This is a genomic window from Saccharothrix coeruleofusca (assembly GCF_017876325.1).
In the GTDB taxonomy this organism is placed as follows: Bacteria; Actinomycetota; Actinomycetes; order Mycobacteriales; family Pseudonocardiaceae; genus Actinosynnema; species Actinosynnema coeruleofuscum.
In genome coordinates this window covers 3,317,402-3,328,951 of record NZ_JAGINV010000001.1, presented here as the reverse complement: position 1 = coordinate 3,328,951, position 11,550 = coordinate 3,317,402, and the positions used below count along the sequence as shown (strand labels likewise).

Below are 11,550 nucleotides of genomic sequence, written 5' to 3'. Positions count from 1 at the left end.
TGCGTTCGCCCCACGGGGGACTAACATCGGGATCGCAGCAGGTTCAGCCTGGTAGCCGCTGCCTTCCACACTCGGTGAGGAGGCGTGGCCGTGTCTGAGTTCGAAGAAGTGCTGCGAGTGCGCCGGGAGACCAGCGGCACCGCGGTGGTGGTCAGCGCCGAAGGTGAAGTCGACCAGGCGACAGCGGGGCTCTTCCACCGCGAGCTGCTGCGCGCGCTCGCCGAGGTCGGCCCGCCATCGCCCGTCGTGGTCGACCTGTCCGGCGTCGAGTTCTTCGGCTCCGCGGGGTTGAACGAGCTCGTGCTCGCCCACGTGCAGGCCGAGCTGCTGGGCGCGCAGCTGCGGGTGGTCGCCCAGCACCGCGAGGTGCTCAGGCCGCTGCGGATCACCGGCCTGGACGAGCAGCTGCACCTGAGCCCGACCGTGGACGCCGCGCTCGGCACCCCGGTCTGACCCGCGCCCGTGCGGGCGGTCAGCAGCACCACCGGCGGTCGGAGCGGGGCAGCGTCGCCGCCTGCCGACGTCGCCGGAGCGGCATGTTAGGTGCCCGAACGGGGGAACGCACGACGGCAGCCACCCGGCCGGGCGAATGTCCGCGACACGCCGGTTCGGCGGGCAGCGCTGCTCCCACCGCCGTTTGCGGGCCCCGATTCAGGGAACTTGTGTCCCATGTGGCTGCTGAGACCGCCCGGTGTGTACCCCCCGCAGGACGACACCAGGCTGCTGGCCGAGGCGATGGCATATGCGGGAATCCGTCCGGGGGCGCACGTGCTGGACGTGTGCACCGGAACCGGTGCGCTGGCGGTGGCCGCGGCACGCGCGGGCGCGGGCGAGGTGACCGCGGTGGACAGGTGCAGGCGGGCGGTGTTCGCCGCGTGGGCCAACGGCCGCGCCCACCGGGTGCGGGTGCGGGCCCGGCACGGGGACTTCGGCGACCTGGTGGGGGAGCGGCGGTTCGACGTCGTCACCGCCAACCCGCCCTACGTGCCCAGCCAGGACGTGCCCGACCGCGGCCCCGCGCGGGCGTGGGACGCGGGCGAGCGCGGCCGGGCGGTGCTGGACCGGCTGTGCGCGGTGATGCCGCTGCTGCTGGCGGAGCGCGGGATCGGGCTCATCGTGCACTCCGGCCTGTGCGGCGAGGAGGCCACGCTGCACCAGCTGCGCGGCGGCGGGCTGAAGGCATCGGTGGTGGCCCGGCGGACGGTCCCCTTCGGACCGGTGATGCGCGGGCGGGCGCGGTGGCTGGAGGACAGGGGGCTGATCGCCCCCGGCCAGCGGCACGAGGAGTTGGTGGTGATCCGTGCCGACCGAGCCGACGCGGCGGCGTGACGCGCGACGGGTGACCGTCGTGCCGGAGGGGCCGATCCTGGTGGAGGGACCGGTCGACATGGTGCTCGAGGACGGCACGCGGGTGTGCTCGGACCGGTTCCTGGTGGCGGTCTGCGGGTGCAAGCGGAGCAAGCGGTACCCGCTGTGCGACACCAGCCACCGCAAGCGCGTCCGCCTGGACGACTGACACCCGGTTGTGGGAGCGGGCCGCCCCGTGGACGGCCCGCTCCCGTCGTTTCACGGCAGCGGTTCGCGCAGCGAGGTCGCGTCGTTCTTCCACGACCCCAGCAGGTGGTCGGCCAGGTGCTGCTCCAGCAGCTCGGTGGCGCGCACGCCGAAGACCACCGAGCCGGTCAGCTCCGGCTCGCGCTCCAGCAGGTCGCCGATGACGTCGCGGCGCATCACCTGCTCGTGCACCGCGTCGGCCTCGATGTGCTCGGTGAAGAACTCCACGCAGTCGGGGTGGGCGTCCAGCCTGCGCAGCGCGTCGGCCATCCGCTTGGCGCTGGGCGCGGTGGTGATCTCGGCCGCCGCGAAGTGCCCGACCAGCGCGCCGCGCAGGTCCCGGTGCAGCCCGAACAGCGACATCATGTTCACGTTCGCCAGCATCGGCGCGGGCACGTGCTCCAGGTAGGCCAGGTAGCCGTCGTCCAGCCCGGCCCCGGCGAGCAGCTTGGCGTACAGGTGCGAGTGCATCCGGTCCCCGCGCCCGCCGCCGAACTCGTCGAACTCCACCGCCACCAGCGACGCCTTGGCCCGGCCCTGCAGGCGCGGGATCACCCAGGCGTGCGGGTCGGCCTCCTTGTGGTGGTAGATCGACCGGTGCACCAGGTACTCGCGCATGTGCCACCACTGACCCTCGTCGCGCAGGAAGTGGCTGACGCCGTTGCCCCCGATCGGTTCGACCAGCAGCTCGTCGAGCACCTCGGTCAGCGTGGGCCCTTCGGGCAGGTCGGCGCGCAGGGCGGCGAGGAAGACCTCCTCCAGCACCGCGCGGAACCGGATCAGCTCAGGCTCCCACTCCCACCGGGGGGAAACACCGGTGAAGCCCCGGTAGTGCAGCTCGTAGCAGACGTGCAGGGCGAGCTGGAGGTCCTCGCCGTAGGGGTCGGCGCGGCGGGCGTCGTCCAGGGGCAGGACGGGCGGCGGGGGATCGGCCCGCAGGGCTTCGACGACAGCCGCGGACAGCGGTCCGCGAGGTGACGGGAGCACGGCCGTGTTGGTCATGAGCGGGGATTACCCGCTCGTCCCCCGATGTGCACGCCCGGTCGGTGTGATCACGTCCGCGCCCAGGAACGCCGCGGCCAGCGCGTCCACCGCCGCCGCCGGGCCGTCCGCCGCCGCCCGGCGCTGCCGCCGCGCGCCCTCGCCGCCGACCAGGGCCGGTGCTCGCAGCGCGGGGTCCAGCACCGGAGCCACGTGGTCCAGCAGCGCCCGCACCAGGTCGGTGGCGGGCACCCGCACGCCCCGCCACGGGTCCACCGCGGGCCCGTCCAGGCCGTAGCGGGCCGCCGACCACACCGCCGCGGCCAGCACCTGCTCGTCGAAGTCCCCGGCCTCCCTGCCCTCGGCCAGGTCGGCCAGCGCGGTCTCCACCAGTGCCCTGGTCAGCCCGGCCTGCAGCACCGCCTCGTCGACGGTGGCCGCCGCGTCCGCCGCGCGCACCTCGACGGTCGGGTACCGGGGCGAGGGCCTGGCCAGCCAGAACGTCATGCTCGCGTCGGCCAGCACACCGCAGTCGACCAGCCTGGCCACCCGCTCGTCGTGGTCGGCGGCGGAGGTGAACCGGGGCGTGACCCCGGAGCCGGGGAAGCGGGCCTGGTGCATCATCCGCCAGCTGCCGTAACCGGTGTCCCGGCCGTGCTCGAACGGCGAGTTCACCGACAGCGCCAGCAGCGTCGGCAGCCACGGCCGCAGGTGGTTGACGACCGCGACGGCGGTGTCGCGGTCGGGCACGCCCACGTGCACGTGGCACCCGCAGCACTGGTAGTCGGTCACCTGCTCCCGGTACAGGTCGGTGATCAGGTCGAACCGCTCGCCGGGGCTGATCGGCGCGGCCCCGCCGAGCACCGGGGTGCCCGAGGACACCAGCCGCGCGCCCTCCGCCGCGGCGGCCTCGGCCAGCGCGGCGCGGCCCGCGGTCAACTGCTCGCGCAGCTCGGCGAGGTCGCCGCACACGCCGCTGGCGAACTCCAGCTGCGAGGTCAGCATCTCGCCGTGCGCCTGCCCGCCGGGCGGCAGCGCCCGGCCGCGCACCCGTGACAGCACAGCGCGGGCACGCGGCGTCGTCCGCCGCGTGCCCGCGTCCACGAGGAGGAACTCCTCCTCCACTCCGACCGTGGCGCCCATCAGGGGGCCGAGTACCCCGGCGCGATCATGCCGAACCGACCTGTTCTCATCGGGCGGGCTCGCTGGGCAGGTCGACGCTGTTGCGCAGCGTGATGGGCTTGAGCAGCAGCGCCGCGATCACGCCGACCACCGCGATGCCCGCCGAGATCAGGAAGATGTGGCCGGTGGCGTCGCCGTAGGCGGCGCGCACGATGTGCTGCACGGCCTCGGGCAGCGCGGTGATGTTGAGGTTGCTGCTGCCGCTGCTGGAGGCCGCGGGGAAGCCCGCCGCGGTCAGGTCGCGGGTGATCTGGTCGCCCACCCGCCGGGCCAGCACCGCGCCCAGCACCGACACGCCGATGGTGCCGCCCAGCGAGCGGAAGAACGCCACCGTGGAGCTGGCCGCGCCGATGTCGCGCAGCGACACCGTGTTCTGCACCGCCAGCACCAGGTTCTGCATGGTCATGCCGACGCCGATGCCGACCAGCAGCATGGCCCCGCCCAGGAACACCAGCGAGGTCTCGTGGTCGATCACGCCCAGCGCGGCGAACCCGGCCACCAGCACGACCGAGCCGGTGACGATGTAGGGCTTGACCCTGCCGCTGCGGGTGATCATCCGGCCCGCGACGATCGACGAGCCCAGCACGCCGACCATCATCGGGATGGTCAGCAGGCCCGCCTCGGTGGGGCTGTAGCCGCGGCCGATCTGGAAGTACTGGCCGAGGAACACCGCGCCGCCGAACATCGCCATGCCGACCGCCAGGCTGGCCAGGATCGCCAGGGCCGTGGTGCGCTGCCGGACGATGGCCAGCGGCACCACCGGCTCGCTGGCGCGGGACTCGACGTAGACAGCCAACGCCAGCAGCAGCAGCCCGCCACCGACCATGGCCGCGCTCTGCCAGGAGATCCAGGCGAACGAGTCGTCCACGAAGGAGATCCAGACCAGCAGCACGCTCACGCCCGCCGCGATCAGCGTCGCGCCCAGGTAGTCGATCTTGACGTTCTCCCGCCGGATGGTGGGCACGTGCAGGGTGGCCTGGAGCACGACCAGCGCCAGCACCGCCACCGGCACGCCGACGAAGAAGCACCAGCGCCAGCCCAGCCACGAGGTGTCCACGATCAGCCCGCCCAGCAGCGGTCCGCCGACGGTGGCCACGGCCATGACGCCGCCCAGGTAGCCGTTGTACCGGCCGCGCTCGCGGGGCGGGATCATCGCCGCGATCACCACCTGCACCAGCGCCTGCAGGCCGCCCACGCCGATGCCCTGGAAGGCGCGGGCGCCGATGAGCTGGCCCGCGCTCTGCGCCAGCCCGCTGATCACCGAGCCGATCACGAAGAGCACGATGGCCACCTGGACCAGGGTCTTCTTGTTGAACAGGTCGGCGAGCTTGCCCCAGATGGGGGTGCTGGCGGTCGCGGTGAGCAGGGTTGCGGTGACCACCCAGGTGTACTGCGTCTGCGAGCCGTTGAGGGCGCCGATGATCTGGGGCAGCGCCGTGGACACCACCGTGCCGCTGAGCATCGCGACGAACAGCACGAGCAGCAGACCGCTGAGCGCCTCCATGATCTGCCGATGGCTCATCGGCTCCGTGCCGGTCGTGCTGACTGCGCTCATGGCGCGGCCTCCATTGTGCTAGCGGAGCCGACGGCCCCTTCGATGTCGGTGGTCAGGCGGGTCAGCATCGAGATCAGCGCGGCCACCTCGTCGGTGCGCCAGTCGGCGAGCGCCCTGCTCATCAGATCGTCGTACCAACCCCTGGCCGCCGCCAGCGCGGCGTGCCCCTCGGGGGTGATGGCCAGGATGCTGGCGCGTCCGTCGCCGGGGTCGGCCCGCCGCTCGACCAGGCCGTGGGTGACCAGGGCGCCCACCGCCCGGCTGACCGTGGACGGGTCGAGCCCGGCCCGCGCGGCCAGTTCCTTGGCGTGGCAGCCGGTCGGGTGCCCGGTGAAGTTGTCGATCATGGACAGCGTGCCGATCAGCCCTGGGGGCAGGGCCGGTGAGCTCTCGCCCTGCGACTGCTTGACCAGGCGGACGGTTCGCATGAGGTCGCGGATCCGGTCCTGCAACGCGTCGCGCTGCGCCTTGGTGTCCACGTCGACACCTCCCTATCGATGCTTGCCGCATACAAGTATTCACCGAACTTGCCCACTGTGCAAATTTGCCTATTGGGCACGTTGAGTGGCGTGCGTACGCTGGGGCGGTGGAGACGACGCTGGGGCTGCGCGAGCGCAAGAAGGCGGCCACGCGCCAGGCGCTGCACGAGGCGGCGCTGCGGCTGGCGCTGGAGCACGGCTTGGAGCGGGTCACCGTGGAGGCGATCGCGGACGCCGCGTCGGTGTCCCGCCGCACGTTCTCGAACTACTTCGCGAACAAGGAGGAGGCGATCCTCCACCGGGACCAGCAGCGGCTGCGCAGGCTGCTGCGACTGGTCCGGGAACGCCCCGAGGGGGAGCCCCCGCGCACCGCGTTGTCACGAGCGGCGCTGCAGGTGGTCGAGGACGGCTACGACCCCGTCTGGCTGGCCCACCGCGACCTGCTGCGCGGACACCCGAGCCTGCTCGCGCACCAGGTGGCCGCCTACGGCGCGGTCGAGCGCGACCTGGCCGCCGAGCTCGCCCGCAGGCTCGCGGACGACCCGGCGGCCGCGCTGCGCGCCCGCGTGCTGGCCGCCACGTTCCTGGCGTCCCTGCGCGCGGCCATCCAGCACTGGGTCGAGCACCCCGAACTGGTGCTGGCCGACGTGGTCGAGGCGGCCCTGCGGTACGGGGTGCGGGGGTGAGTGGTCAGCAGCCCACGCGGGTGGTGCTCAGCGCGATGTCGTCGATCCGCACGTCGTAGCCCGACGGCGTGGGGTCGCCCTGGTAGAGCTGCCAGCCCAGCTTCACCGTGTCGAACCGGGGGAAGACGAAGTCCACGTCGTTGCCCCCGTGCTCGCGGGTGGACACGGTCAGGTCCGGCTGCGGCACGCCGTCGAACCACACCGTGATCCGGTTGTCGGCGGCCTCCATCCGCCACTCGAAGCACAGCCAGCGGCCCGCCACCGAGGGCGCGGACTCGCGCCAGTTGGTCCAGTCGCCGGTGGGACCGCCGTCGGCGCCGACGCCCCACAGCGCCCGGTCCAGCGTCGGCACGTACTGGCCGCCCAGCGGTCGGACGATCTCCGGCCCCGTCCCGGTGGCCTCGACCAGCGTGTAGTGCGCCCAGTCCGGGGCGACGGGGAAGGCGTCGACCTTCAGCCGCACCCGGCCGTAGAAGCTGTTGCCGGGCGGGGCGAAGTCGTCGACCTTCAGGAACGCCCGGCCGTTGCCCTCGGTGTGCACGCGCAGCACCTTCTGCCCGCGCCTGCCCTCCCGCTCCACGGTGAGCGTGCCGTGCTTGGTGTCCACGCCCCAGTCGAGGCTGCTCGCCCCGCCGGTGGGCAGGTCCTGGAAGTCCTCGCAGAACAGCAGGGCCGACTTGGCGCAGGTGCCGGGGCCTCGGCCCGGTGACGACGCGGCGGCGGTCGCGGTCGTCGTCAGCGGCAGCAGCAGGATCAGGGCGAGCGTGGGTAACCGGTTGCGCAACGCGAACTCCTCCTCGAGTCGGTGGAGCAGCACGCTACGCGATCTGGGAACGCTCCCATACCTGCTGTCGGCGGGTTGCGGTGGGCGTCGGCCCGCGCCGTGGCCCAGCGACGTCACGGCACAAGGCCTGGTCCCCGATCCGGCTGATCCGCCGATGAGCGGGTGCGGGTCAGCCGCTGCTCTGGGATCGCCCTGGGCCCGATGGCAGAGCGCTGCCGAACACCCTCTCGCCCTCGGTGGCGAAGCGCGGCAGCAGCAGCCCGAACATCGCCCGTTCCTCGGGCGTCCAGTCGGCGCAGATGCGCCGGATCAACGCCCGGTTGCGCACCCGCATGTCGTCGAGGAAGCCCTGGGCCGTCGGAGTCAGGCTCGCCACCATCGCGCGCCGGTCCCGCTCGTCGGGCCGCCGGTCCACCAGACCGCGGGACTCCAGGTCGTCGAGGTGACGCGTCACCGTCGTCCGGTCCAGGCCGAGCTCCTCGGCGAGCTGCGACACCCGGAGCGGCCCGACCCGGTGCAGCACGAACAGCGGCGAGGCGGTGCCCCGGCGCAGCCCCGGCGAGATGCTGCCCGCGATCCGCTCGAAGAAGTCCTCCGTCGTCCGCGTGAGCAAGGACATCGCGTCGAGGACCCGTGTCTCGAGTGTCTGTCGCGTCATGGGGCCGCTCCGCTCCTGTCCGTCCCGACCGCCGAGGAGGGGGCACGCGGTCCGCGCTGCGCCGCTTGATGCGAATTCACGTGTACCCCGCTTCCTAAACAGTGTACGTGAGGGCCTGCCTCAAGGCTCCGTCGGCTCCAGCGACAGCAACGGACCGCGTTCGAACTACGTGTAGACGGCATCATAATTTGCGTGTACGTTGCCTCATATCTGAACTGCGAGCGGTGCTCCTGACGGCCATGCCGGAGCGCAGCGCCGCGCACACCACCACGGAAGGGAACCAAGCGTGGAGCCGAACTACCCACTGCACCTGCCGGACTTCTACATCGGCGACCCCGCACCGGCCTACCGGGACTTGCGCCGCAACTCCCCCGTCCACTGGACCAGCGCCAACGGTGGGTTCTGGGGCATCACGCGCTACGAGGACGTCAAGTTCATCGGCGCGCGGCCACACCTGTTCTCGTCGGCGAAGGGCGTGCTGATGCCGGACGGCAAGCCTCGGGCGGTGGACCCGCGCCCGATGCTCATCACGACCGATCCGCCGCGGCACAAGGCACTGCGCCAGCTGATCTCGAAGGGCTTCACCCCGAAGCACATCAACGCGATGGAGCCCGACGTCCGCGCGATCGTGCGCGGCGTGCTGGACTCCGCGAAGCCCGGCGTCGAACTGGAGTACGCGGAGGGGATCGTCGCCAAGGTCCCGGTCCGGATCATCGCCGACCTGCTCGGAGCGCCGCCCGAGGACTGGGAGCGGTTCCGCGCCTGGTCCGACGCATCCGTCGGCTCGGCCGACCCCGACATCACGTTGTCCTCGCAGGACGCGTTCGGGGCGCTGACCGCCTACTTCCGCCAGCTGATCGACCTGCGCCAGCGGAACCGCACCAACGACCTCATCTCGATCCTGATGGACGCCGAGGTCGACGGCGAGAGCCTGTCCGACGACGAGCTCATGTCGTTCCTGCACCTGCTGCTCGTCGCGGGCAACGAGACCACGCGCAACCTGATCGCGATGGGCACCATCGCCCTGATCAACCACCCCGAGCAGCTGCGGGTGCTCGTCGAGGACCCGAGCCTGATCCCCACCGCGATCGAGGAGATGCTGCGCTACATCTCCCCGGTCACGCACATGACCCGCTGGGCCACCGAGGACGTCGAGCTGCGCGGCAGGACCATCAAGAAGGGCCAAGCGGTCGTGCTGCTCTACGGCGCCGCCAACCGGGACGAGGACGTCTTCGGCGACACCGCCGAGCAGTTCGACATCACCCGCAGGCCCAACCCGCACCTGGCCTTCGGCACCGGCGAGCACGCCTGCCTCGGCCTGTCGCTGGCCAGGCTCGAGGCACGGGTGTTCTTCGAGGAGTTCCTCGCCCGCTTCGACCGCGTCGAACTCACCGGCGAGGTGCTGCGGATGCGCTCGACCATGGTGCCCGGCGTCCGGACCATGCACGTCCGCCTGGGTGCCGCGAACGAGAGGGCCACCGTCCGATGAGGATCATCCTGGACCGGGCTAAGTGCACGGGCATCGGGATCTGCGAGGCCCTCGCACCCACCGTGTTCGAGGTGGACGACAACGGTGAGCTGGTCGTGCTGTCCGCCGAGGTGCCCGAAGACGCCCGCAACGAGGTGGCCGAGGCCGTCGAGGGCTGTCCCACCATGGCGCTGAGGCTGCGGTCGTGAGCACCGCGACGGTCCGCACCGGGCCCGGCTCGCTCGTTGTCGTCGGCGCCTCGCTCGCCGGCCTGCGTGCGGTCGAAGCCGCGCGCAAGACCGGATTCGCGGGCCGCATCACCCTGATCGGCGACGAGCCCCACCTGCCCTACGACCGGCCGCCGCTGTCGAAGGAGTTGCTGGCACCAGGGGGCCCGACTGATCCGGTGACCCTCCGCAGCCGTGCCGAGCTCGTCGACGAGCTGGGCGTGGAACTGCTGCTCGGCGCTCCGGCCACCGGACTCGACCCGGACGCCGGGGTCGTGCACGCCGGTGGCGAAGACGTGGCCTACGACGCGCTGATTGTCGCCACCGGTGCCGCCGCCCGCGGCCTGCCGGGCACCGAGGGCTTGGCGGGGGTGCACGTCCTGCGCACGCTCGACGATGCGCGCGCGGTTCGCCGCGCCCTCGACGAGGGTGCTCGCACCGTCGTCGTGGGGGCCGGGTTCATCGGGTCCGAGGTCGCCTCGGCCGCGCGCAAGCGCGGTTCGCCGGTCACGATCGTGGAGGCGCTGCCTGCCCCCCTGGTCCGGTCCGTCGGGTCCGACCTCGGTGCCGCGCTGGCGTTGCTGCACACCCGCAACGGCACCGCGCTGCGCTGCGGGCAGGCCGTGGCCGCGCTGGAGGGCACCGGCCGGGTCGAGGGAGTCCGTCTCGCCGACGACACCGTGATCGAGGCCGACCTGGTCGTCGTCGGGATCGGGGCGGTGCCCCGCACCGACTGGCTCGCAGGCAGCGGACTGCCCGTCGACGACGGCGTGGTCTGCGACGAGTTCCTCCGTGCGGGCGCCCCCGGTGTGTACGCCGCGGGGGACGTCGTCCGCTGGCACAACCCCCTGTTCGACCGCTCGATGCGGGTGGAGCACTGGTCCTCCGCCGCCGAGCAGGGGGCGCGGGCCGCGCGCAACGCGGTGTCACCGGCAGATGCCCAGCCCTACGCGACGGTCCCGTACTTCTGGTCGGACTGGTACGGCTCGCGCGTCCAGTTCGCCGGTGTCGCCACCCACGACGGCTACGAGATCGTCTCGGGCGACCCGGCCGGTGACCACTTCGTCGCGCTGTACCGCGAGGGTGACCGGCTGACCGGGGTGCTGACCCTGAACGGGCAGCGCCACGTCATGAAGTACCGCCGACTCATCGCCCAGCGCGCCCGCTTCGACGAGGCCATCGCGTTCGCCCGGACGTCGGCGCCCACGCGCCCCGCCAGCACCGCTTCCTGACCTTCCGCCCCGCCAACGCCGGCGCACCGCCGGAAAGGACGAATCGACCATGGCCAAGCTGCAACAACAGGACACGACGGACACGACCACCCCGTCCGGCACAGGCCCTGCCAGGGACGAGGCGGTGGTCGCCCGCATGGGCGGGCGGAAGGGCTTCGTCTACTCCACTATCCCCGTCGTCGTGTTCGTGACAGCGAACCTCCTGCTCCCGCTGGCGATGACGATCACCCTCGCCCTGCTGGCGGGAGCGGGGTTGACGGTGTTCCGACTCGTGCGCGGTGAGCGCTGGACCTCGGCTGTCGGCAGCCTGGTCGGCGTCGCGATCGCTGCGGGGATCGTGGCGCTGACCGGGTCGGCGAAGAACTACTTCGCGGTGGGGATCTGGGCCTACTTCGCGGGCTTCGTGATCGCCCTCGGCTCGGTGCTGGCCCGCAGGCCGGTCACCGGGATCATCTGGAACTTCGTGCACGGCCGCAAGTACCGGTGGCGGACCGATCGGCGGGTCCTGCGTGCCCACACCGTCGCCACCCTCGCCGCCGCCTGCGTGCTGGGCGCCCGGTTCTCCCTCCAGCAGTGGCTGTACATCACCGACAACACCAGTGCGCTCGGTGTCGCCCGCATCGCGATGGGCACGCCGCTGTCGGCACTCGTCGCGCTCGTCATCGTGTGGGCCTTCCGGGTCAGCAGCAAGCAACTCGGCCTGAAGAAGGCGGACACCGGTCACAAGCAGGCGGAGTGACCCCG

At 72.3% G+C, this 11,550-nt stretch carries 14 protein-coding genes; 8 read left to right on the top strand and 6 right to left on the bottom strand.

Annotated features, from left to right (window positions below):
- The first annotated feature begins 90 nt into the window (after positions 1 to 90).
- The 3 genes from JOF41_RS15075 (at position 91) to JOF41_RS15065 (ending at position 1,516) form a co-directional block, all read left to right on the top strand.
- The gene (locus tag JOF41_RS15075; protein WP_229796322.1) at positions 91 to 453 is read left to right on the top strand and encodes an anti-sigma factor antagonist; all 363 of its coding nucleotides are present in this window, start codon (positions 91 to 93) and stop codon (positions 451 to 453) included.
- Positions 454 to 669: 216 nt separating this feature from the next.
- Positions 670 to 1,329 carry a HemK2/MTQ2 family protein methyltransferase gene (locus JOF41_RS15070; RefSeq protein WP_189227204.1) on the top strand — a complete coding sequence of 220 codons (660 nt, stop codon included), beginning with the start codon at positions 670 to 672 and terminating at the stop codon, positions 1,327 to 1,329.
- On the top strand, positions 1,301 to 1,516 hold the full coding sequence (locus JOF41_RS15065) for a CDGSH iron-sulfur domain-containing protein (RefSeq protein ID WP_209619679.1): 216 nt from the start codon (positions 1,301 to 1,303) through the stop codon (positions 1,514 to 1,516). Before JOF41_RS15070 ends, JOF41_RS15065 begins: the two co-directional genes overlap by 29 nt.
- 50 nt (positions 1,517 to 1,566) lie before the next feature.
- Here the strand turns inward: JOF41_RS15065 and JOF41_RS15060 are convergent, their stop codons facing one another.
- From JOF41_RS15060 to JOF41_RS15045, 4 genes are read right to left on the bottom strand one after another with little or no spacing between them, the layout of a single operon-like run.
- On the bottom strand, positions 1,567 to 2,556 hold the full coding sequence (locus JOF41_RS15060; protein ID WP_189227206.1) for an iron-containing redox enzyme family protein: 990 nt from the start codon (positions 2,554 to 2,556) through the stop codon (positions 1,567 to 1,569).
- Positions 2,557 to 2,565: 9 nt separating this feature from the next.
- Positions 2,566 to 3,678, bottom strand: coding sequence for a carboxylate-amine ligase (locus tag JOF41_RS15055; protein WP_209619676.1), 1,113 nt, complete (start codon positions 3,676 to 3,678; stop codon positions 2,566 to 2,568).
- 46 nt (positions 3,679 to 3,724) lie between these two features.
- Positions 3,725 to 5,272, bottom strand: a complete 1,548-nt coding sequence (locus tag JOF41_RS15050) for an MDR family MFS transporter (RefSeq protein WP_189227208.1) — start codon at positions 5,270 to 5,272, stop codon at positions 3,725 to 3,727.
- Complete coding sequence (locus JOF41_RS15045; RefSeq protein ID WP_307867418.1) at positions 5,269 to 5,751, bottom strand: MarR family winged helix-turn-helix transcriptional regulator; 483 nt, start codon at positions 5,749 to 5,751, stop codon at positions 5,269 to 5,271. The genes JOF41_RS15050 and JOF41_RS15045 overlap by 4 nt, the downstream gene beginning before the upstream one ends.
- 107 nt (positions 5,752 to 5,858) lie before the next feature.
- On the opposite strand from JOF41_RS15045, the gene JOF41_RS15040 reads away from it, so the two are divergent.
- Complete coding sequence (locus JOF41_RS15040) at positions 5,859 to 6,437, top strand: TetR/AcrR family transcriptional regulator (protein ID WP_189227209.1); 579 nt, start codon at positions 5,859 to 5,861, stop codon at positions 6,435 to 6,437.
- A 4-nt stretch (positions 6,438 to 6,441) separates the two neighbouring features.
- Here the strand turns inward: JOF41_RS15040 and JOF41_RS15035 are convergent, their stop codons facing one another.
- Both JOF41_RS15035 and JOF41_RS15030 read right to left on the bottom strand, forming a co-directional pair.
- Positions 6,442 to 7,254, bottom strand: coding sequence for a hypothetical protein (locus JOF41_RS15035; RefSeq protein WP_209619673.1), 813 nt, complete (start codon positions 7,252 to 7,254; stop codon positions 6,442 to 6,444).
- Between the two features lie 136 nt (positions 7,255 to 7,390).
- On the bottom strand, positions 7,391 to 7,840 hold the full coding sequence (locus JOF41_RS15030) for a MarR family winged helix-turn-helix transcriptional regulator (RefSeq protein WP_189227211.1): 450 nt from the start codon (positions 7,838 to 7,840) through the stop codon (positions 7,391 to 7,393).
- A 325-nt stretch (positions 7,841 to 8,165) separates the two neighbouring features.
- Here JOF41_RS15030 and JOF41_RS37075 point away from each other — a divergent pair, with 325 nt between their 5' ends.
- The 4 genes from JOF41_RS37075 to JOF41_RS15010 are packed head-to-tail and all read left to right on the top strand — an operon-like array spanning position 8,166 to position 11,545.
- The gene (locus tag JOF41_RS37075) at positions 8,166 to 9,368 is read left to right on the top strand and encodes a cytochrome P450 (protein WP_209619671.1); all 1,203 of its coding nucleotides are present in this window, start codon (positions 8,166 to 8,168) and stop codon (positions 9,366 to 9,368) included.
- Positions 9,365 to 9,556: a ferredoxin gene (locus tag JOF41_RS15020; protein ID WP_189227212.1), complete on the top strand. Its 192-nt coding sequence runs from the start codon at positions 9,365 to 9,367 to the stop codon at positions 9,554 to 9,556. Before JOF41_RS37075 ends, JOF41_RS15020 begins: the two co-directional genes overlap by 4 nt.
- Positions 9,553 to 10,806 (top strand): NAD(P)/FAD-dependent oxidoreductase, encoded by a 1,254-nt coding sequence (locus JOF41_RS15015; RefSeq protein ID WP_209619668.1) that lies wholly within the window; start codon positions 9,553 to 9,555, stop codon positions 10,804 to 10,806. Before JOF41_RS15020 ends, JOF41_RS15015 begins: the two co-directional genes overlap by 4 nt.
- Positions 10,807 to 10,855: 49 nt before the next feature.
- Entirely contained in the window at positions 10,856 to 11,545 is a 690-nt protein-coding gene (locus tag JOF41_RS15010) for a DUF3159 domain-containing protein (RefSeq protein ID WP_209619665.1), read from the top strand.
- Positions 11,546 to 11,550 lie beyond the last annotated feature (5 nt).

Excerpts from the sequence above, each read along its gene's own strand:
- JOF41_RS15070 (WP_189227204.1), top strand. The coding sequence starts at position 670 with ATGTGGCTGCTGAGACCGCCCGGTGTGTACCCCCCGCAGGACGACACC.
- JOF41_RS15010 (WP_209619665.1), top strand. The coding sequence starts at position 10,856 with ATGGCCAAGCTGCAACAACAGGACACGACGGACACGACCACCCCGTCC.
- JOF41_RS15050 (WP_189227208.1), bottom strand. The coding sequence starts at position 5,272 with ATGAGCGCAGTCAGCACGACCGGCACGGAGCCGATGAGCCATCGGCAG.
- JOF41_RS15020 (WP_189227212.1), top strand. The coding sequence starts at position 9,365 with ATGAGGATCATCCTGGACCGGGCTAAGTGCACGGGCATCGGGATCTGC.
- JOF41_RS15060 (WP_189227206.1), bottom strand. The coding sequence starts at position 2,556 with ATGACCAACACGGCCGTGCTCCCGTCACCTCGCGGACCGCTGTCCGCG.
- JOF41_RS15030 (WP_189227211.1), bottom strand. The coding sequence starts at position 7,840 with ATGTCCTTGCTCACGCGGACGACGGAGGACTTCTTCGAGCGGATCGCG.
- JOF41_RS15055 (WP_209619676.1), bottom strand. The coding sequence starts at position 3,678 with ATGGGCGCCACGGTCGGAGTGGAGGAGGAGTTCCTCCTCGTGGACGCG.